Source organism: Pseudomonas sp. 13B_2.1_Bac1 (genome assembly GCF_025466155.1).
Taxonomy (GTDB): domain Bacteria; phylum Pseudomonadota; class Gammaproteobacteria; order Pseudomonadales; family Pseudomonadaceae; genus Aquipseudomonas; species Aquipseudomonas aylmerensis.
Genome location: NZ_JANLOH010000079.1, coordinates 32508 through 47607, shown reverse-complemented (window position 1 = coordinate 47607; position 15100 = coordinate 32508). Strand labels below are relative to the sequence as shown.

The 15100-nt window shown below is 62.9% G+C and carries 14 protein-coding genes; 4 read left to right on the top strand and 10 right to left on the bottom strand.

Translation table 11 applies throughout. The features are described 5' to 3' along the window. Positions 1–119: 119 nt before the first annotated feature. The 6 genes from NTD80_RS17985 to NTD80_RS17960 all read right to left on the bottom strand — a co-directional run bounded on the left by NTD80_RS17985 (position 120) and on the right by NTD80_RS17960 (position 9057). Complete coding sequence (locus tag NTD80_RS17985) at positions 120–2561, bottom strand: penicillin acylase family protein (RefSeq protein WP_262134461.1); 2442 nt, start codon at positions 2559–2561, stop codon at positions 120–122. A gap of 225 nt (positions 2562–2786) precedes the next feature. Next, complete coding sequence (locus tag NTD80_RS17980; protein WP_106804942.1) at positions 2787–3431, bottom strand: glutathione S-transferase N-terminal domain-containing protein; 645 nt, start codon at positions 3429–3431, stop codon at positions 2787–2789. Positions 3432–3524: 93 nt separating this feature from the next. After that, on the bottom strand, positions 3525–4310 hold the full coding sequence (locus NTD80_RS17975) for an ABC transporter ATP-binding protein (RefSeq protein WP_201143661.1): 786 nt from the start codon (positions 4308–4310) through the stop codon (positions 3525–3527). Then, positions 4307–5365, bottom strand: coding sequence for a FecCD family ABC transporter permease (locus NTD80_RS17970; protein WP_262134460.1), 1059 nt, complete (start codon positions 5363–5365; stop codon positions 4307–4309). Before NTD80_RS17970 ends, NTD80_RS17975 begins: the two co-directional genes overlap by 4 nt. A gap of 169 nt (positions 5366–5534) precedes the next feature. Continuing rightward, positions 5535–6650: an ABC transporter substrate-binding protein gene (locus tag NTD80_RS17965; RefSeq protein WP_262134459.1), complete on the bottom strand. Its 1116-nt coding sequence runs from the start codon at positions 6648–6650 to the stop codon at positions 5535–5537. 25 nt (positions 6651–6675) lie between these two features. Beyond that, positions 6676–9057: a TonB-dependent receptor gene (locus NTD80_RS17960; RefSeq protein ID WP_262134458.1), complete on the bottom strand. Its 2382-nt coding sequence runs from the start codon at positions 9055–9057 to the stop codon at positions 6676–6678. Positions 9058–9254: 197 nt separating this feature from the next. Here NTD80_RS17960 and NTD80_RS17955 point away from each other — a divergent pair, with 197 nt between their 5' ends. Next, positions 9255–9965, top strand: coding sequence for a response regulator (locus NTD80_RS17955; protein ID WP_106804937.1), 711 nt, complete (start codon positions 9255–9257; stop codon positions 9963–9965). Further along, positions 9962–11347 (top strand): ATP-binding protein, encoded by a 1386-nt coding sequence (locus NTD80_RS17950; protein WP_262134456.1) that lies wholly within the window; start codon positions 9962–9964, stop codon positions 11345–11347. Before NTD80_RS17955 ends, NTD80_RS17950 begins: the two co-directional genes overlap by 4 nt. Before the next feature lie 92 nt (positions 11348–11439). On the opposite strand, the gene NTD80_RS17945 is transcribed toward NTD80_RS17950, so the two are convergent. The 4 genes from NTD80_RS17945 to NTD80_RS17930 all read right to left on the bottom strand — a co-directional run bounded on the left by NTD80_RS17945 (position 11440) and on the right by NTD80_RS17930 (position 13210). Next, positions 11440–11640 (bottom strand): SEC-C metal-binding domain-containing protein, encoded by a 201-nt coding sequence (locus tag NTD80_RS17945; protein WP_003189235.1) that lies wholly within the window; start codon positions 11638–11640, stop codon positions 11440–11442. Further along, positions 11637–12119: an LEA type 2 family protein gene (locus NTD80_RS17940; RefSeq protein WP_262134455.1), complete on the bottom strand. Its 483-nt coding sequence runs from the start codon at positions 12117–12119 to the stop codon at positions 11637–11639. The genes NTD80_RS17945 and NTD80_RS17940 overlap by 4 nt, the downstream gene beginning before the upstream one ends. A 118-nt stretch (positions 12120–12237) precedes the next feature. Then, positions 12238–12708: a YchJ family protein gene (locus NTD80_RS17935; protein ID WP_065902999.1), complete on the bottom strand. Its 471-nt coding sequence runs from the start codon at positions 12706–12708 to the stop codon at positions 12238–12240. 4 nt (positions 12709–12712) lie between these two features. Further along, on the bottom strand, positions 12713–13210 hold the full coding sequence (locus tag NTD80_RS17930; RefSeq protein WP_065902997.1) for a DUF6231 family protein: 498 nt from the start codon (positions 13208–13210) through the stop codon (positions 12713–12715). A 191-nt stretch (positions 13211–13401) separates the two neighbouring features. Between NTD80_RS17930 and NTD80_RS17925 the strand changes: the two genes are divergently transcribed. After that, a complete protein-coding gene (locus tag NTD80_RS17925) occupies positions 13402–14097 on the top strand; it encodes an OmpA family protein (protein ID WP_065902995.1) in 696 nt (231 codons plus the stop codon). A 155-nt stretch (positions 14098–14252) separates the two neighbouring features. After that, a complete protein-coding gene (locus NTD80_RS17920) occupies positions 14253–15011 on the top strand; it encodes a collagen-like triple helix repeat-containing protein (protein WP_065902993.1) in 759 nt (252 codons plus the stop codon). Positions 15012–15100 lie beyond the last annotated feature (89 nt).

Below are 15100 nucleotides of genomic sequence, written 5' to 3'. Positions count from 1 at the left end.
CTGAATGCAGGTGGTCCATTGTCGGCGCCGGCTTGCCGGCGATAGCGCTGTGTCAGACGGCTGGAACGCCGGCTGACAGTGCACCATCGCCGGCAAGCCGGCGCCTACAAGGAGGTGGGTTATTTGCCCGGCGTCAGGGTCAACCGCGCCTTGCCATACACCTTCTCGAAGTTCTGCGGCTGCATCGGGAAGCTCAAGTATTGCGCCTTGAGCGCCGGGTCGATGCCGTTGGCGTAGTTCGGGCTGGCGGGGTTGCCGGACTGGCCGATGCCCCCCTGGCCCATCATCGGTTCCACCTGGCCGAAATCGACGATCATGCGCAGCGCCGGCACCTGGGTGGTGTTGAAGTCCTGGCCCCAGGCATACGGTGCCGGGTTCAAGGTGTTGTGGTCGCCACCGGACGCCAGCGGGCCGCGAATCACCTGGCCAGTGCTGTTTTTCCAGGTGGTGCTGTGCAGCTTGCCCCACTGCCAGGCCTTGTGGTCGGCACCGAGTTGGCTGTCGCCGGCGGTGATCGCGGCGGCCAGGCTGCGCGCAAGGATCGCGGGTTTGTCTTCTTTTTGCGGCGTGCGCACGTCGTCCCAGAACGGGCTGTCTTCACGGCCCAGCAGATGGTCGGCCTGGGCGGCATAGGACAGGCTGGCGTTGCTGACGAAGGCCTTCCAGCTGGCGCTGTTTTCCGGGCCCAGTTCGTCGAGGAAGATCTGCTTGGTGCTTTCCTGCAGGAACAGCCCGTAGAGTGCGGCGTCGGCGGACGTTGCCACGAGCCGGCCATCAAACGCCATCAAGCGACTCAGCGCCTCGCGCGCCTTGGCCTGTTCGGCGGCCGGCAATGCTGCAATCGCCTGTTTCAGCGGCTGGGCCATGCCCGGTGCCTGGAACATGGTCTTGAGCTTGGCGGCGAACAGGGTGGTCTGGTCGTACTGCATGGCGATCATGCTGCGGCTGTCGTGCTTGCCGGCATTGGCCAATTGCGCGAGGCGCTCGCTGCGCTCCGGCGCGTCCCACGAGTTGGACAGTTGCATGCCGTAGCCGCGCGGCGCGGTGCGCTGGTTGGCGGTGCCGATCCAGCCTTGGGCCGGGTCCTGGTCGTAGGGGTGCAGCATCGCATCGGCGTAGCCGTCCCAGTCAAAGCGGGTGTCCCAGCCCGGCGAGGGCAGCAGGCCTTCGCCTTCGCGACGGTTAGGGAAACGCCCGGTGACTTGCCAGCCGATATTGGTGGCGTCGGCGAAGATCATGTTCAAGGCAATCGCGCGGATCTCCCGGGTGGCGTCCGACGCCTTGGCGACGTTTTGCGCCCGGGACAAATCGAAGAACGCATCCAGGCTCTTGTCATCCTTGAAGTCGGCCGTTTGCAGGGCCAGACCCAAGCCGCTGGTCAGGGCCTGGCTGCTGTTGAGAAGGGCGCCGTGACGGGTTTCGTACACCACTTCACGCAGTGGGCGCTGGCCCTTGGCGAAGTAGGTTTCGTTGCGCACGCCAGCCGGTAGCCATTTTCCGTTGTTCTCGTAGTACAGCGCGTTGCCTTGGCGCTTGACCTTCTCCAGGAACAGGTCCTGGGTGTCGCCCTTGACCGTGCTCATGCTCCACGCGACTTTGCCGTTGAAGCCGGATAACAGGGTCGGCAGGCCTGCAATCGAAGCACCGACGGCCTGGTATTTGGGCGCACGAATCTGCACGTAGCTCCACGGCGACGGAGCCTGGGGCTGGGCGGCGAGGTCGCTGGCCAGCAGGCTTTTGCCGCTGCGGCTGCGTTGCGGGCCAATCGCCCAGTTGCTCGAGGTAGTGACGGCCAGCGCGTTGAGGCTGCTCAGTTGCTGGCTGACCGTGTCCAGTCCGGCCAGGCCAGTGATCTGGCTAAGGTTCACGCCTTTGAGTTTCTCGGCTTCGGCCAGCGGAATCGGCTCATCCGGCGTGCTCGGCGTCAGCCAGGCGAGCTTGTCGACGCCAACTTTTTGCGCCAGCACCAGGGAGGCAAGCTCTTCCTGCAGGTTGGCCGACTCGCTGAAATTCAGCAGGCAGAACAGCAGCGCCGAATCTTCCGGCTTCCAGTACTCGGGCTTGTAGCCGGTCTGGGCCAGGTCCGGCGGCAGCTTGTCGCGGTAGCGGAACAGGTAGGCGTTGACGCCGCGCGCATACACTTCGAAGAAGCGCTTGAGGCGCGGGGAGGAGGCGTTATACAGCTCGCCGGCGCTTTTCTTGAGGTTGACCGCACGCATGAAACGGTCGACATCCAGCACCTCAGGGCCGGACATTTCTGCCAGGCGGCCCTGGGCCAGCAGGCGCAGGGTGACCATCTGGGTGATGCGGTCACTGGCGTGCACATAACCGAGGCTGAACAGCGCGTCGTGGAAGGTGTTGCTTTCGATCAGCGGCATGCCCTGGGCATTGCGGCGTACCGATACATTCTGTGCCAGGCCTTTGATCGGCTGCACGCCGGCAACTGGCGGCAGGGTGTCCTGGGTGCTCTGGAGCTGGCAACCGGCCAGGCTTAATGCACTGGCCACTGCCGCGGCAACGCCGAACCGGGGAAGAAAATGTGAGAGGGCTGGCGAGGCCATGGCAAAGCTCCTGCGGGGGGTAGCGTCAGTAAAGGCGCTACGTTAGTGAGCGCGGCGAAACGACGCAAGCGGGAGTTTTGGGTTAAGCGTGAGAACTTGATTCGGACAGCGATCAAGGTGGGCGTTGGCCTGCCTGCGATGCCGGCACCCAGGTGCGTCAGTCACACCATGGTGAGGCTATTGCAGGCAGGCCAGCGCCCGGATTTGATCGCGTGCTGCTTAAGATCAAGCCTTGGGCGGGTTCACTTTCTGTACCAGTTCATACGCGCGCACGGTTGCTGGCCGCTCCTTGATGCTGTTGAACCAGCGCAGCACATGTGGGAAGTCTTCCAGGCGTTGGCTCTGCCACTTGTGGGAAACGATCCATGGATAGATCGCCATGTCGGCAATGCTGTAGTCCTCACCGGCCACGAACGCGCGGTCGGCCAGGCGCCGGTCGAGCACACCGTACAGGCGCGCGGTTTCGTCCACATAGCGCTTGATCGCGTAGGGAATCTTCTCCGGGGCGAACTGGCTGAAGTGGTGGTTCTGGCCCGCCATCGGCCCCAATCCACCCATCTGCCAGAACAACCATTGCAGTGCTTCCTGGCGACCACGCAGGTCTTGTGGAATGAACTGGCCGGTTTTTTCCGCGAGGTACAGCAGGATTGCGCCAGATTCAAACAGCGAAATCGGCGCACCGCCGTCGGTCGGATTCTGATCGACGATGGCCGGGATGCGGTTGTTGGGAGCGATCTTCAGGAAGTCCGGCTTGAACTGGTCGCCCTGGCCGATATTGATCGGGTGCACCTTATAGGGCAGGCCGGCTTCTTCCAGGAACAGCGATACTTTGTGACCGTTGGGGGTAGTCCAGTAGTACAGGTCGATCATGAAGCTCTCCAAATGAGCGAATGCCTGCAGCTATAGGTGAAGACCAAAGGGCAATAATTCAATCAAACATTTGCGTCTAACCTTAGAAGCGTTTTACACAGCGCCGTCCACCAACACTTGCAGCGACTGCTGCGAGCAGCGTTCGATGCGCACCTGCACGCCATACACCTCGGCAAACAGCGCCGGGTCGAGCACCTCATCTGCCGTGCCGCTGGCATACAGCCGGCCCTGGCGCAGCACGGCGATATGGTCGGCAAAGCGTGCGGCAAGGTTGATGTCGTGCAGCACCACCACGGCGATCAGTTGGTGCTCGCGCACCAGCCCGCGCACGCACTCCATGACTTTCAACTGGTAGTTGAGGTCGAGGGCGCTGGTGGGTTCGTCCAGCAGCATCACCTGGGGGCGACGCGCGATCAGTTGGGCAAGACTGACCAATTGGCGCTGGCCACCCGACAACGTGCTGAGTAACTGGTCGGCCAAGTGCGCGATGCCAATGCGCTGCAGCGCCTCGAAGGCTTCGCGCAGGCAGGCCTCGCTGGAGAGTGGAACACCCTCCACATGGGCCACGCGCAGCGCGGCGATCACGCTTTCCATCACGCTAAGGCTCAGGCCGGGCGGCAGGTTCTGCGGCATGTAGGTCACCCGTCGCGCACGTTCGGCAACGGACATGGCCGACAGGTCGAGGTCGCCCAATCGCACAACGCCTTGCATCTTTTCCAGCCCGGCCACGGCACGCAGCAAGGTGGATTTACCCGCGCCGTTGGGACCGATCAAGGCGGTCAGGCTGCCGTGGGGCAGGGGCGGCAAGCTCAGGTCGTGCACGATCTGCCGGCGCCCGTAGCTCACATTGGCGTTGTGTACCGATAAGCCCGCACTCATAACTGCCTCCCCCGCTTGAACACCAGCACCACGAAAATCGGCACGCCGACCAAGGCGGTGACAATCCCCACCGGCACAATCACCCCGGGCATGATCAGCTTGCTGGCAATCGACGACAGCGACAGCAGCAACGCACCGGTCAGGGCGCTGGCCGGTAACAGGAAACGTTGATCCTCACCCACCAGGATCCGCGCGATATGCGGGCCTACCAGACCGATAAATCCGATGGTGCCTACAAAGGCCACGGCGGTGGCCGACAACAGGCTGATGCGCAGCAACGAGAAAAACCGCAGGCGCTTCACGTCCACGCCAAAGCTTTGCGCGCGGTCCTCGCCCATGCGCAATAGGGTCAGGCGCGGTGCGGCGGTGAAGGAAAACGGCAGCACCACCGCGACCACCAGCGCCAGGATGCCGAGCTTGTCCCAATTGGCCCGGGTCACGCTGCCCAGGGTCCAGAACACCAGCTGTTGCAGCACGTCTTCAGTGGCCACCAGTTGCAGCAAGGCCACCACCGCGTTGCAACTGAACACCAGCGCGATGCCGAACAACACCAGGCTTTCCACGCCGGCGCCGCGCAGGCGTGACATGGCTTGCAGCAAAAACACCGAGGCGGCGGCGAAGATAAACGCCGAGATCGAAATCGCGGTGTTGGCCGAGACCCACAGCGTGGTCACCGGGAACACAATCACCAGCGATGCGCCCAACGCCGCCGCCGACGACACGCCCAAGGTAAACGGGCTGGCCAGCGGGTTGTTTAGGATCGCCTGCATCTCGGCCCCGGCCAGCGACAACGCGCAGCCCACCAGCACCGCCATCAGCGCGTAGGGCAGGCGCACGTTCCAGATGATCACCTGGTCGGTGGCGCTCAGGTGCGAGGGATGCAGGATGCCGTCGAGTAACGCCAGCAGGCCCATGCCCGACGGGCCACTGGCCAGGTCGACCAGAATCGCGCAGGCCAGCGCGCTGCCGAGCAAGGCCAGCAGCCAGGCACTCCGCGCCAGCAGGCGCCGGTAGCCGTGGGTGGCGCTGGCGAGGTCGAGGGTTTGAGTGGTCATGGAGTTCACAATCGTCAGATAGAACACAAAGCCCTGTAGGAGCCCGGTCAATGTGGGAGCTGGCTTGCCTGCGATAGCGGTAGAACAGTCAAAAAAAGGGTGACTGATGTTCCGTCATCGCAGGCAAGCCAGCTCCCACACTGACTGCATTCCAACAGGGCGATAGGGGTTACTTGCCCTTGGCATCAATCCAATAGGCACCCTGCAGCGGCATCCCCAGGAACTGCTGGTTGATCTGCGCCATCGTCGCCTGCGGGTCCAGCGTGGCGAACAGTTGCGGGTGTACCCACTTGGCCAGCGCTTCAATCGCCAGCAGGTTGTAGGGCGAGTTGTAGAAGTCATGCCACAGGCCGTGGGAATTGCCTTCGCGGATCGCGCGAAGATTGGCGAATTCCGGCCGCGCCAACACGCGGTCAAACGCTTCACGCGCCTCGTCCTGGGTAACGCCTGCACCCAGGATCAGGCCGGGTTTGTGGTTGCCGGTGGCCACGTACACATCCGGATCAGCCTTCAGCGCATATTCAACGCTGATATCACCCAGCGCGCCGGGCACGACATCGGCAGCGATGTTGCGTCCGCCGACCAGCTTGATCACTTCACCCATGCCGCTTTTGCCGGTGGTGTGCCCCGGTGCCTGCCAGGCACCGGCCAGCAGTTCGAGGAACACGCTCGGGCGCGGGCCGGCCGGCAAGGTGGCGACGGCGTCGCTGATCACCTTGATGTGCTGGTCATAGAACGCGAGGAATGCCTTGGCCTGGGCTTTACGCCCCAACGCCTGGCCGAGCGCGCTCATGCTGGTATGGGTGCCTTGCACCGGGTTGATGCGAAAGTCGACGAACAGCACCGGGATTCCGGCCTTGGCCAATACATCGGCGACCGGGCTGTGCTCGGTCGGGCCGTGCCCGGAAATGCTGAACACCGCCAGGTCCGGTTTCAGCGAGAGAATTTCTTCAGCGCTGACGCTTTGTTCCGACGCCTGCCCGATCAACGGAATGTCTTTGACCGTCGGAAATTTCGCCACATAGGCGTTATAGGTGTGTTGGTCCAGCAGCTTCAGATCGTTCTGCCAGCCGACGATGCGCTGGAACGGCGCGTCCTTGTCGAGCAGGGCAAACGCCGAAATCAGGCGGCCTTCACCCAGTACCACGCGTTTGACGTCGTCCTTGACCTCGACCTTGCGGCCGAGCACGTCGGTGACTTCGTGGGCGGCGGCGGTTTCGGCATGGCCGAGGACCAAGGCGCCGAACAGCACGCCGAGCTTGAGCAAGTGAAGGGGTTTGCGCATGGCAGAGGCTCCTGGTGAGAGATGATCAGAATTCATAGTCGACGCTGGCGGTGAGGGTGCGCCCGGCACCTGGGATGCCGTAGAGCTGGAAGCCATCGAGGGAGGCGCCGACCTGGCTGTAATAGAACGTGTTGAACACGTTGTTGAGGTTGAGGTTGACCGTGGTGTCCCTGTTCACCTTGTATTGCGCGGCCAGGCTGCTGAGCCAGTAGCCGGGGGCTTTTTCATGGTCGCGGGTGTAGATCGCATTCACGCCGGAGGGGCCATTGGCGTAGCTGCTGTTGTTGTTCAAGCCGCCGACGTATTTGTTGTCGGTGTAGCGGCGTCGGCCGACGTATTGCTCGCCGTAGCTCAGGCTCAGGGCGTCGGTGACGGCATAGGTGGTCCACAGGTTGGCGGTCAGGTCAGGGACGTTCTTGGCTTCTGCGCCCTTGTTGATGCCTTTGGTCTGGGTACTCTTGAGCGCCGAGAAACCGGTGTAGGCGGTCCAGCGCGAGGTGATATTGCCTTGCAGGCCGAGTTCCACGCCGTCCACGCGTTTGGCGGGAAGGGCGCGTACCGGGGCGGACTCGCCGTCCTGGTATTCCCAGGCGTTGTCGAGTTCGGTGCGGAAAATCGCGGCGGTGACGTTAAGCATGTCGTGGGCAATGTCCCACTTGGTGCCCAACTCGTAGGTCTTGGACTTGGCCGGGCTGTAGTTGCTGGTGCTGGCCGCACCGTAGATCTGGTTGTTGGTGGATGCACCCAACGCCGAGGGTTGCGCTGCTTCGCTGTAGGACACATAGACGCTGCCGTTGGGCAACGGCTTGTACACCGCGCCGACCCGTCCGCTCACCGCACCGTCGGTGCTGCTGATGGTGGATTGGCCGCGTTGGCTGGTTTGCGCCCGCCAGTTGTCGTAGCGCAGCGAGCCCAGCACCTGCCACTGCTCGTTGAGGGTGACGGTGTCACCCAGGTAAATACCGGCGTTGTCGATCACCGAGCGCGGATCGCCTTCACCCTTGGTTATGTAGGTGCTGGCGAAGCTGTGACTGGGCTCGCTCATGTCGAAGAACAGGTTGCCTGCCGGCACTTCGGCGTTGCGCTTCAGCCCGCCGTAGGTCTCGTGGTAGAACTCGAGGCCCGAGACCACCGCGTGTTGCAGGCTTCCTGTATTGAACTTGAAGCTGAAGTCGGTCTGGTTATCCAGGATGGTGTAGCGCTTGGACAAGCCAAAGTCGCTGCCGCGCAGGATGCCGTAGGCGGTGTTGCTGTTGTTCACGTAGTCGGTGTAGGCATTCACCGTGCTACCTGGCACTTGGCTGATCGGGCCTACACCGGTGTAGCCCAAGGTCGCACAACGCGCGCCGGTGCAGGTTTTGTTGCCATTCGCGTCGGCGGCAAAAAAACGCGCCGGGGAAAGCACGGCGAAGTTGTCGCTGCGTTCCCAGCGAGTCTGGTTGCGCAGGTTGGCTTCATTCCAGTCGAAGTCGTGCTCCAGGCGGGCAGTCAGCGAGGTGGTTTTGTTTTGCTGGGTGTAGAGGCTGGAGTCGCCGTACCAGTTCGAGCGTTTCACCCCGGGCATGCGGTCGCCGTCGGTGCCCCGCTGGATCGGCACGCCGCCGTCCGGGGTGTTGGTGTCTTTCTGGTAGAAGGTGTCGATGAACAGGCGCGTGTCGGTGCCCAGGCCGAAGCCGAACGAGGTGGCGATGCCCCAGCGGTCGTAGTCCACGTCGTCGCGCTCGGCCACCTGGTTGTAGTGCTTCATCAGGTTGATGCGTACGGCGGTGGTGTCGTTCAGTTGCTTGTTCAGGTCGGCCGTGAGCCGGCGATAGCTGTCGGTGCCGATCCCGGCCGAGACCTTGTTGGCATCGCCCAGGTGCGCTTCCTTGCTGACCAGGTTGACACTGCCGCCCACCGCAGAAACCCCGGACTCGATGGAGCCGGTGCCCTTGAACACTTCGGCCTGTTGCAGGTTGAAGGTGTCGGTACGGGTCGACATGCCGGCATCGCGCACGCCGTCGACGGTCAGGCTCTGCTCCGAAGAAAAGCCCCGGATCGAGAACAGATCGCCCCAGCCCAGGTTACCCTCGCCAGACATGAAGGTAATGCCCGGCACGTTGCGCAACACTTCCTGCAGGGTCTGCGCGTTCTGCTCCTTGAGCACCTGTTGCGGCACGATGGTCACGCTTTGCGGCGCGTCCAGCAGCGGCTGGCTGATTTTCGCCGAGGTCACCCGGTCCACTTTGAAGGTGGAGGTGGCTTCACCGTCGACCTTGATTTCCGGCAGGCTCAGCACCGAGCCATTGGTCGTGGCGGCTGTCGTATCGGCCAAGGCGGTCGGGGCGACGCCGCCAGCCGCGAGGAAACCGAACATCGGCGCCAGGGTACTGTGCAACGTGTGACGGTGAGGGGTGGGCAATGACATAGGCAGTGATCCGAGTCTAAATTACAATTACTCTCATTTAGGTTCGGTAGTCTAAAGAGCGATTCCGCCTGCCATTCCGGGGCTTTGTATCGCTGATGCGTGATTATGGTTTCCTACAACATTCCATTACATTTGCCTGCACTGCTGGCTGAACTTTCGGCTATCTCCTGCGTTTTGAGTTTTCGGATCGACTGCCCATGGCCAAGCAAGACCACCTGCTGATCGTTGATGACGACCCGCAAATCCGCCAACTGCTCTGCGACTACCTGAGCGACGCCGGTTTCCAGGTATCCACCGCCGCCGACGGCAAGGAAATGCGCCGCCGCCTGGCGCTCAACGTGATTGACCTGATCGTGCTCGACCTGATGCTGCCGGGTGAGGACGGCCTGAGCCTGTGCCGCGAACTGCGGGTCAGCTCCAACACGCCGGTGGTGATGCTCACGGCCAAGGGCTCGTTGATCGACCGCATCGTCGGCCTGGAGATCGGCGCCGATGACTACCTGCCCAAGCCGTTCGACCCGCGTGAGTTGCTGGTACGGATCAAGGTCGTGCTGCGACGCGTGCAGAGTTTTCCGGATCGCGCGCGCCTGGACGAGGCGCCGAGCATTCGCTTCGCCGGCTGGCAGCTCGACACGCGGGCGCGGCAGTTGCTGTCGCCGCAAGGCGTGGTGGTGAGCCTGGGTAACTCGGATTACCGCGTGTTGCGCCTGCTGTTGCAGCACCCCAACCGCCCGCTGAGCCGCGACTTTTTGCTCAACCACGTGTTCGACAAGGACAGCACGCCGTTCGACCGCTCCATCGACGTGTGCGTCAGCCGCCTGCGCTCGCAACTGCCGGCGGGGCTGATCAAGACCGTGCGCAACGAGGGTTACATGCTCACCGCCGATGACGTGGTGCTGGAATCGTGAGACTGCTGCCGCGCTCGCTGTTCGGGCGGCTGGTGCTGATCCTGGTCAGCGGCATGCTCGCGGCCCAGGCCCTGACCAGCAGCATCTGGTACGACCGGCGGCATGGCCAGGTGCTGGAAATCCCTGCGCGGCTGATCGCCACTCGACTGGCGGATGTGGTGCGGCTGGTGCACAGCGATCCGCAGCAGGCGGACCTGCTGATCAAAATGCTCGATACGCCGAACTTCCGCCTGACCCTGAGCGACCAGGCCAGCAGCACCCCCAGTACCCTCAACGATGCCGACCGGCCCACCGAGCGCTTGATCAAAAAGGTGTTGTCGCAGAAGACCGGCTACGCCCAGACCCTGGTGCTGTTGCGCCTTTCCCTGGTCGATGGCGAAGGGCAAAGCGCCGGGCTCTCGACACTGCTCAGCTCCCAACCGGTGGTGGGGCAATTCTTGATCGACCTGCGTCTTCCCGATGGGCGCTGGTTGCAGGTGGATGCCAGTGAAGAGCAGGGCTGGACCAGTACCTCGCCGCTGGACCTGCTGTTCGACTACGTGATGCGCATCTATTTGTTGCGCGTGTTGGTGCTGGTGGTGATTGCCCTGGTGGCGGTGCGCCTGGCCATCCGTCCGCTGAATGCGCTGGCCAAGGCCGCCGAAGCCCTGGGCCGTGATATCCAGCGGCCGCCGCTGTCGGAGGATGGCCCCACCGAAGTGCGCCGCGCCGCGCAGGCCTTCAACGCGATGCAGCAACGGCTGATTGCCAACATCGCCGAGCGCACGCGTTTTCTTGCGGCGATTTCCCACGACTTGCGTTCACCGATCACACGCCTGCGCCTGCGCACCGAAATGCTCGACGACCCTCGCACCCAGGAGCGTTTTCGCAGCGACCTGGAAGAAATGGAGCACATGGTCTCCAGCACCCTGGATTTTGCCAGCAGCGGTGAAATCAACGAGACGCGGCAGAACATCGACATCAATGCCCTGCTGCAAAGCTTGCAGGCGGACTTGCAGGATGTGGGCGAAAGCGTGCGCATTGAAGGCCGTGCCAGGCAACCGTTGCCGGGGTACGCGCGTAGCCTCAAGCGCTGCGTGCAGAACCTGCTGGAAAACGCGGTACGTTATGGTCGCGACGTGGTGGTGCGGGTCGAGGACCAGGCGGACAGTTTGAAGATCATCATCCGCGACCGAGGGCCGGGGATTCCCCAGGAACAACTGGAGCAGGTGATGGAGCCGTTCTACCGCGTGGAGGGTTCACGCAATGCCGAGACGGGCGGGTATGGGCTGGGGTTGAGCATTGCACACACCATTGCCCGGGCGCACGAGGGACGGTTGAGCTTGAGCAATCGGGACGGCGGGGGGCTCGAGGTGGTGTTGCAGTTTCAACACAAACCCTGACGTGCTAACTCAACCTGGAGGAGCCGGCTTGTCGGCGACAGCGATGTTGGGGACGCCATCGCCGGCAAGCCGGTTCCTGCAGGGTCAGGGCATCAAGCCCCGTGGCACTTCTTGAATTTCTTCTCGCTGCCGCACGGGCAAGGATCGTTGCGGCCGACGTCCTTCAACGCGTTGCGCACCGGCTCCTGGTGAGCGTGGCCGCAGTTCGGGCCGTGGACATGACCGTGGTCGTGATCGTGATGATCATGATCGTGGTTGCAGTCAGGACCATGGACATGGGGTTGCTGAGTCATCGATGTCGCTCCGGAATAAAATCGCCGGGGATTATCTCGCCATTGTGGTTCACCTGCACGTCATAACCGATGAATAATCCGGTTTTCAGTTCACCCTCCAGGCGATAAGGCACGGGTTTGTCGGGATTTTTCAGCATCTGCACGACATCGCGGATCTGCGGCCAGAGGTTGGTGCGCACCGACACCTTGAAAAACGCGTGGCCCCGGGGCGGTACGGTCAGCCATTCGTTGGACTCACCTTCGGTCAGCACAAAATCGCCGAGGCTGACCTTGTAGATCAGGCCGCGCACCGTCAGGTCGGCGTCGTCGCGGTTGTCCACGCGAAAGTACAGCTTGAATTTCTGCTCGAGCAACTTGGCCCGCACCACTTCGACTTTCACCAGCGAGACGTGGGGCGGCGGCGCATCGTCTTCGAACCAGGACGCGCAGCCGGTGAGGCCGAGGGTCAACGCCAGCATCAAGCTGTACATCCGAAACATGGCGTTATCCATCCTGTGTAGGAGCGAGCTTGCTCGCGAAGGTCGTCAACGATGACGCGCTAAGCCTGACACACAAAGGTGCCCCCGGGTTTTTCGCGAGCAAGCTCGCGCTTGCAGGTCAGAGGTAGCTGGAACAACACTTCTTGAATTTCTGCCCACTGCCGCACAGGCAGGCATCGTTGCGTCCGGCCTTCACTTCCACTGTCGGGTCGATGAAGTACCAGCGCCCCTCATTCTGTACGAAAGAAGATTGCTCGCGGTGGCTATGTTCGCCGGTGCTGTCGTGCCAACGCGCGGTAAAGGTCACAAAAGCGTGTTCTGGCTGGCCGCCGAACACCTCCGAGTTTTCGACTTCCAGGCCGAGCCAGGTGCTCTGGGCGCTCCAGGCGGCGATGGCGTCGCGGTCGAGGCCGGCCTGTTGCGCGGGCAGGGTGGTGGCCACCAGGTAGTCCACCAGGCCCAGCACATAGGCGCTGTAGCGTGAACGCATCAGGGCGCTGGCGCACGGGGCCGGGTGCCCGGCGTGATAATGGCCGCAGCAGGCATCCAGCAGGTTGCCACTGCCGCAGGGGCAAATGGATGTACTCATCGGGTTACCACCAATACTTTCCGAAGTTTTCCGGGTTGGCCCAGAAGCGGGCGTTGAGCCAGTCCGGCACCTGTTTATAGTCAAGCAGATCGTAGGTAAACAGCGTCAGAACCTGTTCATCGCGCTGGAAACGCTCGCCAGCCTGCAGGGCCAGGGAGAAGAAGTCGGTGTCTTTCCAGTCGCATGCGCCCAGGTCCACCAGCACGGCAATGCGGCTGGCGTTGAGGTTGCGAATGCCACCGAGCAGGGTCAGGCCTTGCGGTTTTGACAGGTGCTCCAGGCAGTCGACCACCAGCGCCAGGTCAAAACGCTGCGCCGCAAGTTCCGCCGGCAGGGCGCCGGGGGCTGCCACGGACACCTGGGTATCCGGGTGCGCGGCTTGAAACGCGTCCAGCGCCGGAAACTGACTGGCGCCCAATAACAGCAGGCGTTTGGGCTGGTGCAGATCCAGCAAGGCAGCCAAGGCTTGCTGGGGCGTACGGGAAGAAATGCCAGCGGTCATCAGAGATCCTCACATCAAGACGCTAGAGACTAGCGCGGCTGAGCGTGCGGGCCTAGAGCGGGCGGCTGCGAAAAGTCCGACGAGAACGACGATCCCTAACAAATACGGGGGCGTGGCGTAGTGGCGCAGTTGAAAAGAGCGGTCTTTACTCCACCCATCGGCCCCCGCCGATCCCCTCAGGAGAAAGTCAGATGAGCATCATGCGGACAGCTCTACCCTTGGTTCTGCTCACCGGGTTATTGACAGGTTGCGCAGGCTTGCAGAAAACCGATTGGCCGACCTGCGCTGCCGTTGGCGGTGTGACCGGCGCGGCGATCGGCGCCACGGAAAGCTCGGCCTATGCAGGCTATGGCGCCTTGCTGGTCGGCGGCATGGCCGGCGCCTATTGCTGGGTGCACGGTGATGGCGACGAGGACGGCGATGGTGTGCCGGACAGCCGCGACAAGTGCCCGCACACGCCAAAAGGCGTGCAGGTCGATGCCAATGGCTGCCCACCGGTGCCGCCGGCTGCGGTGGTTGAGGAAGTGGTGGTGGTCAAGGAAGAAACCATCGTGATTCGCGATGTGCACTTCGAGTTCGACTCGGCCAGGCTGACCGCAGCCGATAAAACCAAGCTCGACACCATTGCCACGCGCCTGAAACAGGAAGCCCCGAGTGCTCAACTGCGGGTCAGCGGGCATACCGACAGCGTCGGCAAGGATGCCTATAACCAGAAACTCTCGGAAAAACGTGCTCACTCGGTCACCGATTACCTGATCGGCGCCGGCGTGCCGCGCAGTGCCTTTGTGTCTGTGACGGGGGCGGGCGAAAGCCATCCGGTTGCCGACAACAAAACCGCTGAAGGTCGTGCCTTGAACCGTCGTACGGAAATCCAGATCAACCGCTGACAAACCTTGCCCCTGTGGGATCCACAGGGGCATTGCCGCGCGCCTCGCCTGCACCTCTCCCTGCACAAGTTTTTTGATGCTTCACTGGCAAATCGCCTGTAGAAGTCGTTACTGTGCGTCCAAAGAAAAATTCGAAACCAGTCAGGAGCCCCATGATGCGTAAGGTTTTACTGTTGGCCGCGTTGGTCAGCCCCGTCGCCCTGGCCCAGAGCGTCAGTGTTGAGACCAACTCGTTGATGCGCCTGCCCAACAGCACCAGCGTGTTGCAACTGGAGCGTCTGGAGGTAGCGGACTACGGCACCTTGCTGATCCCGGCCACCATCAGCCAGGTCACGGTGGATGAGTTGCACCTGGGCCGCGATGCGCGGATTGCGATTGTCCCCGGCGGCACCGTGCTGCAACTGCAGGTGCGCCATGCGCAGTTGGACCACGGCAGCCAGATCACTTCGCGGGGCGCGCCGGGCACCCATGAAAAACCGGCCAAGGCCGGGCGTGACCTGACCTTGCGAATCAATTCACTGGTGGCTGAAGAGTTGTCGGTGGATGCCCGTGGCGGCGCGGGCGCCCAAGGGTATGCCGGGCTGGATGGTGCCAACGGCGTGGACCCGGGTTGCACCTGGGGTTCGGCCGGGCGTGGCGCCAACGGTGACAATGGTGGCGACGGCTTGCCGGGCGCTGCGGGCGCGCAGGTGCGGGTCGAGTTGCCGCAGGACTTCCCGGCCCAACAGATCAAGGTCTGGGTCGACGGCGGTGCCGGTGGTCTGGCCGGCACGGCGGGCAAGCCTGGCAAAGGTGGCGAGTCCAAGGGCTGCCTGGTGTACCGCGCCGACGGCGGCGAGAAGGGCCGCCCAGGGCTGGAAGGGCAACCGGGGCCAGCAGGGCCTGCGGGCACTGTGACCGTACAGCGTCTGTAACCTCTCTAATGTGGCGAGCGGGCTTGTCCCGCGTTGGGCTGCAAGGCCGCCCAAAACCAGCCACTGCGCTTCGACTGAAGACCTCTGGC